The following is a 17,363-nucleotide window of genomic DNA, read 5'->3' on the forward strand; positions in this document are numbered from 1 at the left end:
CCCGGAACGCGCCACTGCGTGTCGCGTTCAACTCGGTGTGTCGTGGAAGTTTTCCGTCGATGCGGCAGTAATAGCCGTAATCTGTTACGGTCTATTGCGTTTCATGGCGTTGAGGTAGCTGCGGCTGACGACTTGATTGCGGATCGCTATGACTGGATACTCGGCAAGACTCTCGGGGATGCTGGTAGCACTCGCCGTGGCTGTGGCGACCGCCGGTGTCGCCGCGGCGGAGCCGTCGAATCCTGTTGGCCCGTCCACGAAGATCCGTCTCACGACCTGTCCCGCGTTGTACGCCTTGGGCATTCAAGGCACCGGTGAATCGTCGCCGGATGCCGCGCCCACCACCGACACCGGAATGCTTTCCACCGTGTTCCGCCCGATGATGGCGAAAGCTCCGGACACCGGACTCGTCGATCGGGCTTACGTGCCATACGAATCCGGTTTCGGCGGTGCGACAGCCGGTGGTGCGGCGCCGTATTCGGAATCCGTGGCCGGCGGCCTGGCCCGTCTGCGGAGCATGGCCGGGACCGTTGCCGAGGCTTGCCCGAACAGCCGGTTCGCGGTCGTCGGTTATTCGCAGGGCGCGCACGTCGCCTCGATGTTCGCCCAGGAGGTAGGCCAGGGGCACGGTGCGCTGCCCGCCGAAAAGGTCGCCGCGGTCGCGTTGTTCGGCGACCCGACCCGCAATCCCGGTGCGCCGCTTTTTCCCGGCGCGCCCGGCAAGGCGACGCCGGACCCCGCGCCCGGAACCTCGGGGGACCGGCTGGTGTCCATCGCCGCACTGCCGCAGGCGCCCGCCACCGGCGGCGGCATCGGCCCGGAACGAGACAAGGCCGCGAATTTCGGGGCGCTCACCGGCCGGGTGGCGAGTTTCTGCGCGGCGGGGGATCTCGCCTGCGACGCCCCGGACGGCGCGCCCATCCTGAAGGCGGTCGCCAACGTGGCGGGCCAGTCCAAGCTCAGCGGCGGCGACCCGATCGCCTCACTGGTATCGATCGCGCAGGCGCTGGCGTTCACCTCCATCAAGACCGCGACCGAAGTGGTCAACGGCGACATCCAGGGCAATTCGCTGGCCACCCTGTCGATCTCGCCGCAGAAGTCGATCTCGCAGCGCCTCGCCGACGCCTCGGATCCACGAACTCCGCTGAATCTGCCCGCCGCGCTGCAGGCGCTGCTGAAAGTCGGCATGATCGGTTTGAACTCGGTGATCGCGGTGGTCCGGACGGTGATCGCCCCGGCGAACATCGCCGAGCTCGCCACCGCGGGCCTGGCGAATCCGCCCGCCGCCCTGCTGTCGCTCGGCGTCAAGCTGCTCGGCGCTATTCCGCAGCTGATCCCGCCGACCACCGGCGTCCGTCTGGTCACCCAGGCGTTCGACGCGGTGGTGCAGAACATCACCGACAACAGCGAGCTGCTGAACACGACCACGTGGGTGCGCTACTGGGACACCGTGCAGCGTCACACCGCTTACACCAGCGCGACCGTCTCGGCGAACGGTGACGCTCCCACCCAGTTCGTGGCCGACTGGTTCGCGGCGATCGCTCGCGACATCGCCGACGCCTTCGGCAGCAAGGCCGAGCCGAGGACCGTGCTGGAGAAGCAGCCGACCGGATTCTTCGGGGACGGCTCCGGCGCGTCTCCCACGCCGAGTTCGTCCGGTACGGGACAATTTCCGTTCGGGACAGGAGCCGACGGCGCCTCATCCAGCGGCGTGACGTCGATTCCGCCCACCGACCGAACCGGCACACCCAACACCTACCCGTTCTCCACGAACTGATCGCCGAGAGGGTCCGACGATGCGATACTGCGTGCCCTGCTCTGCGGGAATGGGGGAATGTTGAAGTCGTACAAACAGCTTTCCCGCTGGTACGGCGCTCTCGAGCCTGCGGTCGGAACGCCAGAGGCGGGCAAGCCGGATGAGGCGGACACCATCGCCCCGGCAGACGACGACGCGCCTTCGCGCTATCCGGACTACATCCGCGACGACACCGAGCCGTGGCAGCGCAAGCCCGAGGAGGTCCCGTCGGATCTGCCCGCGCAGCGCAGCGAATTCACCGGCGGTTGGTCGGATTGGGTGGTGACCGGCCGGGCGCCCGGCCCTGACGACGACTACGTCGCGCCGCGGCAGGCCAATCCGGTCAAGTTGCCGTGGGCCGACGACGACTCACCCGAGCCGGTCGAGCGGCCGCGCCCTGCGGTGTCGCGTGCGCTGCGCCAAGCCGCCCGCGACCATCCGGCGGTGCGCCGAGCCCGGCTGCTGCTCATCGGGATCGCGGCGGTGCTGATCATCGCCGTCGCCGCGGTGTGCGTGCTGCTGCTGCTGCGCTCCGCCGCCGGTCGCGCCGCGCTGCCCAAGGACTCACATGGGTCCGCGTCGGTGCAGCTCACCGTCGGCGGTGTGCACGCGGGCGGTGACCCGCGCGCGGTGAGCGCGGGCGCCTGCCCGACCGAGCGCAGTGACGCGATCGTGCGCAGCGCGGAGCCGGGCGGCACGGGCTCCGGGCCCGACGCGGTGCTGTCGTTCCAGTACGCGTACTACGTCGAACGTTCGGGGGACCGCGCCCGCGCGGCCGTCGCTCCGGACGCCGACGTCCAGCCCGCCTGGGTCATCCAGCGGGGCATCGACTCCGTCCCGATCGGCACGACGCACTGCGTGCGGATCGTGACGGTCGCGGACAACCGGTATTCGGTGGAAGTCACCGAGTACCGGCCCGGCGGCGCGCCCGCCACGTACAACAGGCAGACGGTCACCACCGCGGTGATCGACGGCCGCACCCTGATCACGGGTATCACGGCCGGATAAAGGAGAGCAGAGGCGATGGGAGAGGACTGGAGCCGCTGGCTCGACGATGCGCCCGGGGAGGGCGCGGCGTCGAGCCGGCCGGTGCGTTCGAAGGCTCCGGTAGTGCGGTTGCGGCGCGGCAAGGGTGACGGTTCCGATGCGGATCGTCCGGCGCAGCGGCCGATCCTGGTGGTCGGTGGATGCGGTGGTGCGGGTACCACGACGACGGCATTGGGTTTGGCGGGTGAGATGGGCACGGGTGGAACGCCGACAGTCGCGGTGGACGCCACTTCGGCGGGCAGTGATCTCGCGCTGCGTGGCGCGGACGAGCATCTGCACCCGATCAGTTTGCAGTCCTGGTTGTACGGACGCGGTGACGACGAGCCCGCGCCGTTGAAGGAGTGCCTGTCGCGGGCGACCTCGGGCGTCGGCCTGCTGTGGCGCGATGCCGCGCCGCTGCGCAGGCGTGCGACCTATCTCACGGTCGCCCGCGCGGTGCGCGACGCCGGATACACCGGCGTCTACGACGGGGGGCATCCGATTGCCGCCCGGCAACTGCTTCCCTTGCTCGACGACGCGGAAGTCGCTCTGGTACTTGCCATTCCGGCGCGCAACGACGCGGCCAACCGGCTGCGGGTCGCCCTGGAATGGCTCGACGACCAGTTCGGTGACGCCGAGGAAGGACACGGCGGCGGCATCGTCGGCGACACCACCATCGTCATCTCGCACCAGTATCCCGGCGACGACTCCCGGGTAGCGGATCATTTGCGCCAGCACCTGTCCGGCTGGGTTCGCGATATCAGGGAGATTCCCTACGATCCGCATCTGGCCCGTGGTGAACTCGTGCGGCACTCCTCGTTGGCGGACGAGACGCGCCGGGCGTATGGGCGCCTGCTCGCCGGGGTGGCATCATGACCGCCGCCATGATTTTTCCGCGTCAGCCCGATCCCGCGCCCGCCGGTGTGATCGCCCCGCCGGAGTCCCGCCGTGCCGCCGTCTGGGACCGTCCCGTACCGGGTGTCGGCCGTGCGCCGCTGGTCTGGCTGCTGGGTGTGCACGGCGGAGCGGGAGCCAGTACCCTCGCGCATGTGCTTGCGCCCGCGGCGGATTCGGGCCGCCGCTGGCCCGGCGTCTTCGACCGCGAAAGCCCGTTCGTCGTCCTGGTCGCCAGGGAGACCATCGCCGGTCTGTCTCGCGCGCACGATCTTCTGCGCCAACATCTTTCGGGTTTCGCCGGTCCTTCCGACGTGCTCGGCCTGATCACCGTCGCCGCCAGGCCAGGACGGATGGCTCCCGAGATCCGGCGCTACCGAGACGTGGTCGGCTCCCTGGCCGGACAGGTGTGGCAGGTGCCGTGGTACGAGGAGTGGACGCTGGTCGAACCGGAGCAGCTGCCGGTGTGGTCGCCCGGTGACCTGGTGCCACCGAGGAAACGCAAGCTAGATCTGCTGGAGGAAGTCCCGCTCGATGTCCGGGAGCTCGGCGCCGACATCGTGGCGGCAGTTCGGACGGCACTGGAGGAGGCCGGCTACGACCGCGGGTCTCCGGATCTTCGCAAGCCGTCCGATGAGTGAACGTCCGCATCGCATCGGCGACCACCACCCACTATTCGAGAAAGGCACCCGATGAGCACGCTCCTCCTCGCCGTGCAGGACACGTACGGCACCGTACTCGCGCAAGTCGGTAATCCGACGCCCGAGGCGCCGCCCGGTTCGGAGAAGATCCTGCAGTTGGTGCGGTATCTCACGTGGTTCGTCCTGTTGTCCGGGATCTGCGGCATCGTCTACGCGGGCGGCAAGTTCGCCTGGGAGAAGTGGACCGGTGGTGGTCTGGAGTCGCCGAAGATGGTGGCGGGCGCGATGATCGGCGGCGTGGTCGCCACCAGCGCGGGCACCATCATGAACGCGGTCATCGGGACCTGATGTCGGCGATGGGTACCGTACAGATGCTCGCGGCCGGGTCGCTGGCCTACAAGCAGATGCCCGCCGACGTTCTCGCACCGCTGATGCAGCTGCTGAACTGGCTGCTGTGGTTCGTCCTTCTGGTGTGCCTGGCCTGGATGATCGTCTCCGCGGGGAAGCTGTGGCTGGTCTTTCGCAGTGACCTGGCCATGAACGATGCCTCGCACGGCGTTCTGATGAGCCTGCTGGGTGCTGTGGTGGCGAGCACGGCGTCGGGGATCGCCCTGGCGTTCCTGCCCGCGTGAGCCGCCGGGGCGGGACGGGGACGACGCGGGAATGAATTCGACAGTACTGCGGCCGGCGGACACCGCGGCGTGGCGGCGTGATATCCGCCGCCCCGCGGCCGGAGTCGTCGGCGCCGCGCTGCTGTTCGCGGCGGTCGGCTGCGGCGGTGGCGCGGACTCGGTGGGGCCGGACCTCTCGGCCGCTCCCACCGATGTGCGGTGGCAGCCGTTCCAAGGGGTGCCGCTGCCGCACACCGGCCAGGGACCGCGGTCGACGGCCGACGGCGCGGCGACCGGTTTCGAGCACTCGCCGCGCGGCGCGGCCATCGCCGCGCTGACCCACTCGGTGCGGCTGGCCGTGGCCGCCGATACTCAATGGGCGAAAGTCGCCGCCGCGGAGCTGGTTCCGGGCCCGGGCAAGGACGAATGGGCGGTCAACCGGGTGCAGCTGTCGATCACCGGCCCGGCGGGCCCGGAGTTCGCGCCCCGTTTGCTCGGCTACAAGATCACCGGCTACTCGGAGTCGCGGTCCACCGTGGACGTGTACACGGAGTACTCCGACAGGTCGAAGGCGGTGCACCACACGGCCGTGGAGTGGTTCGGCGACGACTGGAGATTACGGCTGCCGGATCCGGATTCGACCGCGCGACCTATCGATTCGATCGACGCATTACCTACCGACATCGTGAAAGTGGAGGCACCGACGTGAGCGACAGGGAGTCGTACGCGCGCGACCGTGTCTCCTTCGGGATCGTCGCCTCCGCCGCCGTGCTGGCGCTCATCGTGGTGGTCGGCATCTTCGTTTTCGTCAGCCGTGACGACGAGCCGGTCGCAGGCGCGCCCGCCGTCGCCGAGGGCTCCGGCGGCACCGGCTTCGCGAGCCCCGAGCTGGACATCCTCGGCAGGCGGGTCGACATCCCGAACAACGCTGCCGGGCAACCACTCGCGCAGGACCCCTCCCGGCAGCGCAAGCCCAGCGACGCGGACTGGCTGACCGCCGCGCCGGAGGGTACCGCCGAACCACACGGCTGGCAGCGGGTGTACGGCGCGTCCGTCCCGTTCTCCACCTCCGACGGGCCGACCCGGATCGAGGACGACTTGGCCGTCGGGTACTCGCACACCCCGCAGGGCGCGGTGCTGGCCGCGGCGCAGATCACCTATCGGCTCAACGCCCGCCCCGCCCACCGTGACCTGTACGTGCGCCAGGTCCGGGTTTCCGCCCAGCAGATCGCCGCCTACGACAAGGCGCTGGCCGACTCCCGGCTGCCGAAGCAGCAGCCGGAAAAGGTGACCCGCTACTTCGTCGCCTCGGACGCGTTCAAAGTGGATGACTACGCCGACGATCTCGCCATCGTCCGGTTGGCCACCAGGGGCCCGGTGATCGACGGCAAACAGCTGTGGGCGGCGACGCGTCTGGCCATGGTGTGGGACGCGGGCGATTGGCGCCTGAAGCCCACGACCACCAACAACGCCCAGACCGAGTACGTCGAGTCGTTGCAGGGGTGGACGCGATGGTGAGTCGTAGGAGGTCTTCCGATCGCATGCCGCCTGCCGTGCTGGGCGCGGGAGCGGTACTGGCCGTGGCGGTGGCCGCGGTCGTCACCGTGTTCGCGGTCCGGGACGACGACGCGGCAGCCGGCCAGGTGTCGCAGACGACGGCATCGGCCGATCTCTCCGGCGCACCCGGTCCGGGGCCGTCCTTCGCTGGAACGGGTGCGGACTCGTTCGGCCATCGTTTCGATATCCCGAAAGACCCTGCCGGGCAGGCGCTCTCGCAGTCGGGCGAGCCACGGACGCCGACCGATCCGGAGTGGCAGACCGGCGCGCCGGGCGGGACGAACCAGCCGGGCGGTTGGCAGCAGGTGTACGGCGGCCCCGTGGTTCCGTTCTCGACGACCGATGGCCCCGCGCGCGTCGACAACGGTGTGCCGACGGGGTTCGCCAAGACCCCGCAGGGCGCTGCCCTGGCCGCCGAGCAGATCTACTGGCGGACCGTGGCCCGGCCCACCGACCACACGCTGTGGCAGCGGTTGGTGATCCTCACGCCCGAGGAACTCGCCGACCGGGAGCGCAAGATCGCCGAGGGCAAAGTGCCCGACGTCTTGCCGGAGAGCGTCAAACCGCTGCTGTACGCGTCCGACGCATTTCGAATCGAAAGCTATGGTGACGATTTCGCTGTTGTTCGTGTCGCCCGCAAGACCCGTGAGTTCCTGCACGGCGGGCGAAGTTGGGTGGCCATGAGACTCAACGTGGTATGGCGTGACGGTGGCTGGAGATTGAAGTCGTCCGCGGGCGACACGCAGCCGCTCGAAACGATCGGTTCGATCGATGGGTGGACACAATGGTGAGGCGGCTAGTCACAATCCTCGCGGTCATCTTCACGGTGATGATCGCGACTCCGACCGTGGCCTACGGCCAGACGTACGGCTTCGACGATACGTGCAACGAGATCCACGACAGCCTCGACGGCCTCGGGCTGCCCGGCTTCACCCTCGGTGACGCCGCGTCCGCCGCGTGCAAGGCGGGCAATGCCGCCTCGCATCCCAACCAGGCTGCGACGGCGGTGAAGGACAAGGCCTGGGACTCCACCTTCGGCAAGGTGGTCGATTCGCTGATGAACGGTCTCGGCGAGGCCATCATCCTGGCGTTGACCTTCTGGATGAAGGTGCCCAACGAGGCGGTCAGCGATTCCGGTTCGTTGTTCACGAAGATCAACGACTACACCTACCAAGCGCAGATCCTGCTGCTGATAGCCTCGGTGATCCTCTCCGGGGCGCGATTGGCCGAAGCCAGACGCGGGGCCGCGATGAACGAGGCGGCCGAATCGTTCCGGATGTTCACCCGTGTCGTGTTCAGCTCCTGGATGCTGGGCGCGGTCATCGTCGCGGGCACGCAGGCGTCGGACCGCTTCGCGGAGTGGATCATCGACGACTCGACCAACGGCAATGCCAAGGACCTCGCCGAGCTGATGGTGAAAACCAGCAAGCTGCAGGCCTTTTCGCCTGGCTTGGTGCTGATCATCGCGATCGTGGGCCTGCTCGGCGCGCTCGCGCAGATCGTGCTCGCCATCGTCCGGCAGGGACTGCTGGTGATCGCGGCCGGTGTGCTCCCGCTGGCCGCGGCGGCCTCCGGCATGAACATCGGCAAGCAGTCCTATCAGAAGCTCATCGGCTGGATCATCGCCTTCATGTTGTGGAAACCGGTGGCGGCGATCGTCTACATGATCGCGTTCACCACGGCGGGCCACGTCGACTCGCTCACTCCGACCAGCGGCTTGCCCGACGGTGAGCAGGCCCAGCGCATGCTGGTGGCGATCGTGCTGTTGTGCAGCGTGGCATTCGTGTTGCCCGCGCTGATGCGACTGGTCACTCCGGCCGTCGCGATCGTCGGCAGCGGCGGTTCGGGTTTCACCGCGGCGGGCGGCACCTTGGTCGGTGTGGCTGCTCTCGGCGCCATGGGCACCAAGGCGGTCGGCGTGAAGGGCACTGCGGCGCCGGGCCGGGCAGGCTATGTGAGCGGCAGCGGCACCGGACCGCGCCCGGGCGGCGCGGGCGGACCGCGTGGTGGCGGCGGCGCACCTCGGCCGACGCCGCCGCGCGGTGGCGGCGGCCCCCAGGGCGGCGCGGCTCCGCGCGCCTCCGGACCTGCGGGCGCGGCCGGGGTAGCGTCCGGAGCGGCCAGGACGGCAGGCCGGATCGGCGCGGCGCGCGCCGCGAGCGGTGGGCTGAGCCGGGCCGACCAAGCCATGGGTGACGTCGCGGGCGATCGCTGGACGAACCGTTCACCCGACCTCGGGAGGAGCACCATTCCGCGATGACAATCACCGACACCTACGAGCGCCGCTCGTACGGGCTTTGGCAGAAGCCGCGCAGCGCAGGCCTTTTCGGCTTGCGCTGGGAGGAAACCGTGCTCGGCTTCGCGGTCGTGATCACGGCGCTGATCACCGCGATGGTCGGCGGCTTCCAGTGGGGTGTGATCGTCGGCGGCGTCGGTGTCGTCGTGATGGTCCCACTGGTGTGGCGGACCGGAGGTCGTTCGGGCTACGAGACGGGATTGATGATGTTCAACTGGATGCGCTCGCGCAGTCGTGGCGAGCACGTGTACCGCGGTGGCCGCTTCTCCCGGATCCCCGGCGGCGTCACCCGTTTGCCGGGCCTGCTCGCGCCCTCCAAGTTGTATGAGGGCATCGACGCGGGTGGCTACAGCTTCGGCATGATCCACTTGCCGCAGTTCGCCCAGTACACCGTGGTGCTGCGCGCGTGGCCGCAAGGTCATGAGGCGGTGGACCAGCCCGTGATCGACCGGTGGGTGTCGGCGTGGGGGACCTTCCTGGCCTCGGTCGGACAGACCAGCGACATCGTCGCCGTGGTGCCGGTGATCGACACCGTGCCGGAGACCGGAAACCGTTTGCTCACCGAGGTTTCCACGATCACCAGGCCCGAGGCGCCCGAACTGGCCCAGCAGGTGATGTACGAGTTGGCCACGGAACTGCCGCAGGAGCGCGTGCAGTTGCTGCCGCGGGTGGCTATCACGTTCAAGGCCACCACCGCCGAGCGCCGCAAGAACCCGGCCGAAGAAGCCGTGGAGATCGGACGGCGCCTGCCCGGCATCTGCGCCGCGCTGGCGGAAGCCGGTGTGCGCGCTCAGCCGATGTCGGCGGACGAGGTGATCTCGTTCATCCGCCGCAGTTACGATCCGGCCTCGCAGGCCGACCTGGAGGTGGCCGCGGGCGAACCCGAAGGCCACGGCCTGGACTGGGCGGACGCGGGCCCGGTGTCCCACGACGAGAAGTGGGATTACTTGGTGCACGACGGTGGCCGGTCGGTCACCTGGGAAATGGATGCCGCCCCCGAGGGCGCGGTCGACGAGCGGGTGCTGCAGCGGCTGCTCGCGCCGAATCCCGAAGTGCCGCGCAAACGTATCGCGATCGTGTACCGTCCGCACTCGGCCGCCGACGCCGCCGAGATCGTCGACGACGATTTCAAGAACGCGTTGGTGGCCCAACAGAGCGAACGCGGAGTCGTGTCCGCGGCGGCGACGCTGCGGGTGGGCGCGACTCAGCAGGCCCGCGAGGAGCAGGCCAGGGGTCACGGTGTGACCCGCTTCGGGGCGCTGGTGACCATCACCGAGCCCTTGCGCGGTGACCTGCCGCGCATCGAAGCCATCACGCGCGACCTGTCGACCCAGGCGCGCTTGAAGATTCGGCGGTGCTACCGCTACCAGGCGGCGGCCTTCGCGGCCTCGCTCGGTTGCGGGGTGATCCTGCCGGAACACGCGACAATTCCGAAGGCACTGGCGGGGTGAGCGATTCATGGCACGCGACTACGAGCCACCCGTGCGGGAACGGGACGAGGACGCACGCCGCAGGCGGCTCGAACAATCCGGCCGGGACGAGTGGGGACAGCGGCCGGAACGGCGGCGCCCCACACGGGACTCGGCGCGGGTGAACGGCGAGGACCGGCTGGGCGTCGACACGACCGACCGGCGAGCGGGCGAGCGTCGCGCTCGACCGGGCGCGGGCCGGTCCGACGGCGTGCGCGCCGACCGGGGGCACACCGAACGCTCCCGCGCCGAACGGAACCCGCGCATGTCCCGCGACGCGGTCACCGAGCGCATCGCCGCACGACCGGAGCGCAACGGCGCCAAAAACGGTCGCGTGGCACGGCCCGCGAAGGTCGACTACACCGCCGACCGCGCGATGGGCAGCCCGTACACGGACAAGGCGGCCCGTCGCGCGAAGGCGAAAGCCGATCGACGCAAGCAATCCGGGCCACCGCTGCTCGACGACGCCACTCGTGCCAAGCTGGAGATGCTCGCCAGGGAGGGCAACGGCCTGCGGGCGGCATGGGCGCAGTTCCGGGTCCGCACCGACGACATCCGCCGCCGCAACTACGCGGCCCGCGCGGAGCAGACGATCGAGGACGGATTCGACCGCAGCACAGCGCAACTCACCGACCGCGGCTACGCGGGCGCGGGCGGCGGCCGGATGAACGTGGTCGGCCGCCCGGTCGAGTACCGTGCCACCACGGCCCAGGTCGCCGGTCTGTGGCCCTGGTCGGTCGGCGCGGGCGCGCCGCTGATCGGCACGCCCCTCGGTTCGCATCTGCACACCGGCGCGCCGGTCTGCTTCGACCCGATGAACTGGTTCATGCGCGGCAGCTTCATCACCGCCCCCAGCCTGTTCGTGCTCGGCCTCAACGGTTTCGGCAAGTCCTCGCTGGTCCGCCGCATCGTGCTCGGCGGCATCGCGCAAGGGATCACGCCGTTGATCCTCGCCGACGTCAAACCGGACTACCGGAAGATGGTCGAACTCGTCGGCGGCCAGGTGATCGATCTGGGCTACGGGCACGGCAAGCTCAACCCGCTCGCGGCGGGCGTGCTCGGCGCGGTCGTCCCGCGACTGGAAGAGTTCCCGGCGCTGCAGCTGCAGGTGTTGCAGGACCTGCGGGCCAGGCAGGTGACGTTGATCGCGGGCCTGGTGGAACTGGTACGCGGCGATCGTGTCCGCGATTACGAGGAGACCCTGATCGCCACCGCGCTGCGCATTCTCTATCGGCCGGGCAGCGGGTACACGCCGGACAAGCCGCCGATCATGGAGAACCTGCTCGAGGTGATCGTCGGCGGCGGCGAGGAATTGATGCTGGACGCGGGCGCCGACGACACCGCGGAGTACCAGGAGGCGATCAAGGGGCTGCGCCGCTCCCTACGCGCGCTCACTCAGGGACCGTTCGGCGCGGTCTTCAACGGCCAGACCACCGTGCCGATCGATACCAGCGCGGTCGCGGTGTGCATGGACGTCTCGCACATCCCGACCGGCGACAAGAAGCTCAAAGCCGCGGTCATGCTGGCCTGCTGGGCCGACGGGTTCGCCTCGGTCGAGGCCGCGCACGTGCTCGCCGACGCGAAACTCGGTCCGCAGCGCTATTTCCAAGTGGTGATGGACGAGCTGTGGCAGGTGCTCGGCCTCGGTGACTTCATGGTCGACCGCGTCGACGAGCTCACCCGCTTGCAGCGCGGCATCGCCACCGCGCTGATCATGATCAGCCACACCATCAAGGACCTGCAGGCGCTCGGATCGGAAGCCGCCATCGCGAAGGCGCTCGGTTTCCTCGAGCGGGCGCGCGCCAAGATCTTCGGCGCGCTTCCGGCCGAGGAGATCAAACGGCTCGACAGCACGGTTCCGTTCACCTCGGCCGAGGAGGAGATGGTGACCGGATGGTCCGCGCCGCAAGCGCTGACCGGCGAGGCGCTCAAACCGGGACAGCAGCGGCCCTCCCCGCCCGGCACCGGCAAGTTCCTGCTGAAAATCGGTGAGGATCGCCGCCCCGGTATCCCCTTCCACATGGAATTCACGCTGTCGGAGAAGGAAAGCGGGATCCACGACACCAACCAGCGGTTCAGCGAGTTCACCGAATCGATCTCGCGGGGAACGGATTCGCCGGGGAGCGCCGCATGATGCCGCACCGGTCCTACCGACGCGTCTCGCCGGAGGTGCGTCAAGCGGCGGTCGAACAGGTCATCGCGCTGACCGGCAAGCTGCGCAGTGAATCGGAGGCCTGCCGCGTGGTCGCCGAGCAGATCGGTGTGCACACGAACTCGGTGCGCAATTGGGTGCGCGCGGCCGAAGGCCCCGGTCTGGAGCGGATGGACGCCACCGCGCTGCGGCGCAAGGTCGCACTGCTGCAACAGCAGTTGGCTGCCGCCGCCGAGATGAACCGCACGCTGGCCGACACCCTCAACGAGACTCGGCGCCGCACGTGAACCCGGGCTGCGCGCGGCGCGATGCCGGAGTGCGGCGGTGAGCGGCAAATCCGTGTTGTGGACGGCGCTGGGCGCGGTGCTCGGCCTGATGACCATCGTGCTGGTCATCGTCATGCCCGCCGTCGACGACGCCTGTGAGGGCGGCTCCGTGCTCGGATCGCAGTCGGTGCTTCCGCCGCTGGGCGGTTACCCGCCGGGCGATCGGCGCGCCGCCGCGACAACAGGTTCCGGCGCGAGCCGACCGAATCCGGCCGCGACCGCCACACCCTCACTCGCGGCGGGAGTCGGCCCGCTGCGCCGCACGTTGCCGATGGCCACCGGAACCTTCACGGTGTCGGACACGTTCGGCGCGCGGGGTGGCGCGCACAAGGGCGTCGACCTGGCCGCGCCGGACGGCACGCCCATCTTCTCGGTCTCCGACGGCCGCGTCGTCGCCGCCGGTCCGGCCTCCGGATTCGGCAACTGGATCGTCGTCGACTCGGTGGACATCAACGGCCGTTCGTACTCGGCGGTCTACGGCCACATGTGGGACTCCGGCGTCCTGGTCCGGCCGGGCGACACGGTGACCGCGGGGCAGCACATCGGCGCGGTGGGGTCGGCGGGCGAATCCAGCGGTCCCCACCTGCATTTCGAGATCGTCCCGGGCGGCCGATTCGCCGGCGGACGGCAGATCGACCCGCTGCCCTGGCTGGACGGTGCGCCGACCCCGGATGTCGGCGGTGCGCGAGCGTATTCCAGCGATCCACGCTGCAGCCTCGGTTTCGGCACCGCCGGTGGCGCGCTGGCCGCGGGCAAGGTGCCACAAGAACTGGAGATCTGGTACCGCCGTGCGGGTTCGATCTGCCCGCAGATCACGCCGTCGCTACTGGCCGCGCAGGGCAGGCAGGAATCCGGTTTCCGGCGCGGCGCGACCTCGCCCGCCGGTGCGCAGGGCCTGGCCCAGTTCCTGCCGACCACCGCGGTGAGCATCGATCCCGACGACGGCCAGCCGTACGTGATCGATGCCGACGGCAACGGCGTGGCCAGCGTGTGGGACGACGGGGACGCGATCGTCGGCCAGGGGCGTTACATGTGCGCGATCGCGCACCAGATCCAGCGGTGGCAGGCCGAGGGCAGGGTGCAGGGCGACATCGTCGCTTTGACGCTGGCGGCGTACAACGCCGGCGAAGGCGCGGTGCTGGCCTCGGGCGGCATGCCGAACCAGCTCGCTGCGCACTACGCCGAGACCCAGCCATACGTGCGCAACATTCTCACCATGGAAGCGCAATACCGAGCGCCGGGTTCGCTCGGCCGGTTCACCCCTGGGCAGGGTTCGGCCGGCGACCAGATCGTCCAAGCCGCGCACGAGTGGCTCGGCACGCCCTACGTGTGGGGCGGCGGGGGACCCCAAGGACCGAGCGGCGGGGGGTTGGACGGACCGGGTCTGACCGCGGCGGCGGTGTTCGCGGCGTCCTCCGGCGCGGTGACGTTGCCGCGCACGGCCGAACAGCAGTGGGAGGCGGGCGCGGAGGTGCCGATGAGCAAGGCGCAGCCCGGGGATCTGGTGTTCAGCTCGTTCGGCGCGCGTGGACCCGCGCAGGTCGGCGTCTATGCGGGCAACGGCCGGATGATCCAGTCGGTGCCCGGCGCGGACGTCCGATCCGGCGGCGGCGTTTCGGAAGTCGCGGTGCCAGGAGACGGACGGGCGAGGAGGGTGCTGTGAGCGTTCACGGGCGCGAACACACGGCGGCGGGACTGCCGCGACGTCCCGGTGTGCGGCTAGCCTGGATGGACAGAGCAAATGCACGCGCGAAACTGGTGGTGATGCTGGTGGTGAGCGTCGCGGTGCTGGGTGCGGCCTGTGGCCGGACGGACCGCGCGGACTCGGGATCCGATGCGGCGCATTCCGCTACGTCCACACCCCGGTTGCTGGAGGGCGTGCCCGCCCCCGACCCGGTGACGCCGGACGGCGTCGCGGTCGCGGCGTTGCGGGAAATCTACAGTTGGCAGCCCGCCACCGAGACCCAGGGCGAGTCTCTGGGCCGAGCGCGGAAGTTTCTCGGCCCCAGCCTGATTCGTATGCTGGATGCGACGCCGACCGCGGTGCAGACGCCGAAGTCGACACTGCAATGGGCGGATTGGGCGAGGGAAGGGGCGCATGTGGAGGCGTTCACCTTCGCGTCCGGCGAGAAGGCTCCGGCCCTCAGTGATCCGAACGTCCAGCAGTTCAAGATCGGGATCGAGCAGACCGTCGTCCATCCGAACGGACGCAAGGAGCCGCTGCCGCCCGCGACGGTGATCGCCACCGTTGTGCGCACACCCGACGGCTGGCGGCTCGACGCATTCCGCTGACCACTCGCTTTCCGTACCGGACGGCCGACCCAGGAGGGACACATGGCGAAGAAGAAAAAGGTGACGGATCCGGCCATCCCCGGACCCGATGTCAGCCTGCTACTGACCTACGCCGGCTTCGCGATCTTCGGAACCCTCTGGCTCGCGCTGCATCTGGGCAACATGCTCGAGGGCAGCCCGCAGAAGGTTCCGTTCAACCCGATCGCCATCGCGGCCGATCTGGCGCGAGGAAGGCTGCGCTGGCCGGGCGCGGCGACGGCGATCGTGCTGCTGGTGATCCTCAGCGTCGTAGCGTATCTGGTGATCCGCAAGGAGTTGCAGAAGCGCCGGTCCAAAGGCAGGTTGCCGGTCGACGACAAGGCCGACGTGATGGGCAACGGCGGCGCGATCTCGATGCTCACCGAAGCGGGCGTCCGGGAGAAGGCCGAGCAGCTGGGGGTGAGACTCGGCTACGACGACGCTCCGGGCGTGCCGATCGGCGTTGGTGTGGCCGACGGGGTGATGCTCTACGGTTCGTACGAGGATCTGCACCTGGACATCTGGGGTCCACGTCAGGGCAAGTCGACCTCCAGGGTCATCCCGGCGATCCTCAGCGCGATCGGCCCGGTGCTGGCCACCTCGAACAAGCGCGACGTGGTGGACGCCACCCGCGACGTGCGGGAGTCCAAGGGAAGCCCCACCTTCGTCTTCGACCCGCAGGGTGTCGCGGGTGAAGAGCCGACCTGGTTCTGGGATCCGCTGTCCTGGGTGGACGCCAAGCGCGAAGGTTGTGAGATGCGCGCGGCGCGGCTTGCGGGGCACTTCGCCGACGGTGACGACGGCCGCGACACGAAGACCGACGCGTTCTTCGATCCCGAGGCCGAGGACCTGCTGGCCGGGTTGTTCCTCGCCGCCGCCGTCGGCGACCGCAACGGCAGCAGGCCGATCGTGCAGGTCTGGGAGTGGGTGACCAATCCGCAGGACACCGAGCCCATCGAGCTGCTGCGCGCCGCCCGCCATCACTACACGGCCTCGGGCCTGTCCTCGCAGTACAACACCGATCCGCGCACGCGCAGCGGCATCTTCGGCACGGCCAAGAAGATGATCCGCTGCCTGAAACTGTCGAACGTGCATCCGTGGATTTCCCGGGGCGGCGACCGCAGGGAATTCGACGAGCTGGAGTTCCTGGAGAACAACGGAACGCTCTACAGCTTGTCGCTGGAGGGCCGCGGTTCGGCCGCGCCGCTGGTGAGCGCGCTCACCGAGGCGGTGGTGGACGTGGCGATGCGCAAGGCGTCGCAGTCGGCCGGTGGGCGCCTGGCGATCCCGCTGCTCGCGGTGCTGGACGAGGCGGCAAACGTGGTGCGCTGGAAGGATCTGCCCAAGCAGTACAGCCACTTCGGCTCCCGGGGCATCGTCGTGATGACCGTGCTGCAGTCCTGGGCGCAGGGCGCCCGCTGCTGGGGCGAGAGCGGCATGAACGCGTTGTGGTCGGCGGCGAACATCAAAGTGCTCGGCAGCGGCGTGGACGACACGAAGTTCCTGCAGGAGCGTTCGGACGTGCTCGGCGAGTACGACGCGATCTCGCAGTCGGTCTCCGAATCCAAGGGCGGCAAGAGCTACTCACGCTCGCTGGGCTCGTCCAAGACGTTCTCGGTCAACGGTCTGGCGACGCTGCCGCGTGGGCGGGCCATCCTGTTCCCGTCCGGTGCGCCACCGGTGCTCATCCGTACCGTGCCGTGGTGGGAGGGTGAGTACGCTTCCGACGTGAAACAGTCCATCTCGCACCATGATCCGCAGCGCAAGACGCAGATCGCGGACGTCATCGGTTCGCCGTCGCTGAGCAAGTCGACGCCACCGCCGGAGTACGGCCAAGTCGAGGAGGTCCGGCCGCTGTGAACGAACCGCAGCAGAACATGCACTACGCGAACGTGGTCGAGTTCGTCGAGAACTATCTCAGTGTGATCTACCGTCGGCAGGTCACCGATCTCAGTGACACCGTGTGGTGCCCGGAGTGGTGGCAGCACGCGGAGGCAATTGCCCGGCTGGACGCGTTATGGCGCGCTTGGGAGCACTACCGCCAGGACGGGGCGACCGGACTGAGCGTCTGGTTCCTGGATCATGCCGATCCGCATATGGCGAAATTGTTCGATCCCAAGGGACCGTTCAAGTATTGCAGTGTGCGCAACGGTCATAAGGACATGCTCAACCCGCTGCCGACGAAGGCGCCGCAGAACGGCATGTTCAGTGACCCTACGATCGGTAACTTCCCGCCGTAGTAGCGATGCGTCACGGCGATTCTCGCCGAAAGGGTTCGGAACGGAC

17 protein-coding genes are annotated in these 17,363 nt (G+C 69.2%); all 17 read left to right on the top strand.

Annotation, left to right across the window (positions count from 1 at the left end; all coding sequences use genetic code 11):
• Positions 1–178: 178 nt before the first annotated feature.
• The 17 genes from ACIA5H_RS17545 (at position 179) to ACIA5H_RS17625 (ending at position 17,317) form a co-directional block, all read left to right on the top strand.
• Positions 179–1,777, top strand: a complete 1,599-nt coding sequence (locus ACIA5H_RS17545) for a cutinase family protein (RefSeq protein ID WP_397076790.1) — start codon at positions 179–181, stop codon at positions 1,775–1,777.
• 57 nt (positions 1,778–1,834) lie between these two features.
• Positions 1,835–2,803, top strand: a complete 969-nt coding sequence (locus ACIA5H_RS17550; RefSeq protein WP_397076791.1) for a hypothetical protein — start codon at positions 1,835–1,837, stop codon at positions 2,801–2,803.
• A gap of 15 nt (positions 2,804–2,818) precedes the next feature.
• Positions 2,819–3,697 carry a hypothetical protein gene (locus tag ACIA5H_RS17555; RefSeq protein WP_355070507.1) on the top strand — a complete coding sequence of 293 codons (879 nt, stop codon included), beginning with the start codon at positions 2,819–2,821 and terminating at the stop codon, positions 3,695–3,697.
• A complete protein-coding gene (locus ACIA5H_RS17560; RefSeq protein WP_397076792.1) occupies positions 3,694–4,356 on the top strand; it encodes a DUF6668 family protein in 663 nt (220 codons plus the stop codon). Before ACIA5H_RS17555 ends, ACIA5H_RS17560 begins: the two co-directional genes overlap by 4 nt.
• Positions 4,357–4,407: 51 nt before the next feature.
• On the top strand, positions 4,408–4,704 hold the full coding sequence (locus ACIA5H_RS17565; RefSeq protein WP_039799032.1) for a hypothetical protein: 297 nt from the start codon (positions 4,408–4,410) through the stop codon (positions 4,702–4,704).
• An 8-nt stretch (positions 4,705–4,712) separates the two neighbouring features.
• The gene (locus tag ACIA5H_RS17570) at positions 4,713–4,988 is read left to right on the top strand and encodes a hypothetical protein (protein ID WP_379251041.1); all 276 of its coding nucleotides are present in this window, start codon (positions 4,713–4,715) and stop codon (positions 4,986–4,988) included.
• Between the two features lie 31 nt (positions 4,989–5,019).
• Positions 5,020–5,676 (top strand): hypothetical protein, encoded by a 657-nt coding sequence (locus ACIA5H_RS17575; protein WP_379251039.1) that lies wholly within the window; start codon positions 5,020–5,022, stop codon positions 5,674–5,676.
• The gene (locus ACIA5H_RS17580; protein WP_379251037.1) at positions 5,673–6,485 is read left to right on the top strand and encodes a hypothetical protein; all 813 of its coding nucleotides are present in this window, start codon (positions 5,673–5,675) and stop codon (positions 6,483–6,485) included. The genes ACIA5H_RS17575 and ACIA5H_RS17580 overlap by 4 nt, the downstream gene beginning before the upstream one ends.
• A 23-nt stretch (positions 6,486–6,508) precedes the next feature.
• Complete coding sequence (locus ACIA5H_RS17585) at positions 6,509–7,315, top strand: hypothetical protein (protein ID WP_397076793.1); 807 nt, start codon at positions 6,509–6,511, stop codon at positions 7,313–7,315.
• Entirely contained in the window at positions 7,309–8,784 is a 1,476-nt protein-coding gene (locus ACIA5H_RS17590) for a hypothetical protein (protein ID WP_379251033.1), read from the top strand. The genes ACIA5H_RS17585 and ACIA5H_RS17590 overlap by 7 nt, the downstream gene beginning before the upstream one ends.
• Positions 8,781–10,271, top strand: coding sequence for an SCO6880 family protein (locus ACIA5H_RS17595; RefSeq protein WP_355070521.1), 1,491 nt, complete (start codon positions 8,781–8,783; stop codon positions 10,269–10,271). Before ACIA5H_RS17590 ends, ACIA5H_RS17595 begins: the two co-directional genes overlap by 4 nt.
• Before the next feature lie 7 nt (positions 10,272–10,278).
• On the top strand, positions 10,279–12,423 hold the full coding sequence (locus tag ACIA5H_RS17600; RefSeq protein WP_379251031.1) for a hypothetical protein: 2,145 nt from the start codon (positions 10,279–10,281) through the stop codon (positions 12,421–12,423).
• Positions 12,420–12,728 carry a transposase gene (locus ACIA5H_RS17605; RefSeq protein ID WP_039798972.1) on the top strand — a complete coding sequence of 103 codons (309 nt, stop codon included), beginning with the start codon at positions 12,420–12,422 and terminating at the stop codon, positions 12,726–12,728. Before ACIA5H_RS17600 ends, ACIA5H_RS17605 begins: the two co-directional genes overlap by 4 nt.
• 37 nt (positions 12,729–12,765) lie before the next feature.
• Positions 12,766–14,430, top strand: a complete 1,665-nt coding sequence (locus ACIA5H_RS17610; protein ID WP_397076794.1) for a peptidoglycan DD-metalloendopeptidase family protein — start codon at positions 12,766–12,768, stop codon at positions 14,428–14,430.
• Positions 14,431–14,495: 65 nt separating this feature from the next.
• On the top strand, positions 14,496–15,059 hold the full coding sequence (locus tag ACIA5H_RS17615; protein WP_355070527.1) for a hypothetical protein: 564 nt from the start codon (positions 14,496–14,498) through the stop codon (positions 15,057–15,059).
• A 42-nt stretch (positions 15,060–15,101) separates the two neighbouring features.
• Entirely contained in the window at positions 15,102–16,937 is a 1,836-nt protein-coding gene (locus tag ACIA5H_RS17620) for a TraM recognition domain-containing protein (protein WP_355070529.1), read from the top strand.
• Complete coding sequence (locus tag ACIA5H_RS17625; protein WP_355070531.1) at positions 16,934–17,317, top strand: DUF4913 domain-containing protein; 384 nt, start codon at positions 16,934–16,936, stop codon at positions 17,315–17,317. The genes ACIA5H_RS17620 and ACIA5H_RS17625 overlap by 4 nt, the downstream gene beginning before the upstream one ends.
• Positions 17,318–17,363: the final 46 nt, after the last annotated feature.

Origin of the sequence: Nocardia sp. NPDC051900 (assembly GCF_044452545.1) — a bacterium.
GTDB classification, from domain to species: Bacteria; Actinomycetota; Actinomycetes; order Mycobacteriales; family Mycobacteriaceae; genus Nocardia; species Nocardia sichangensis.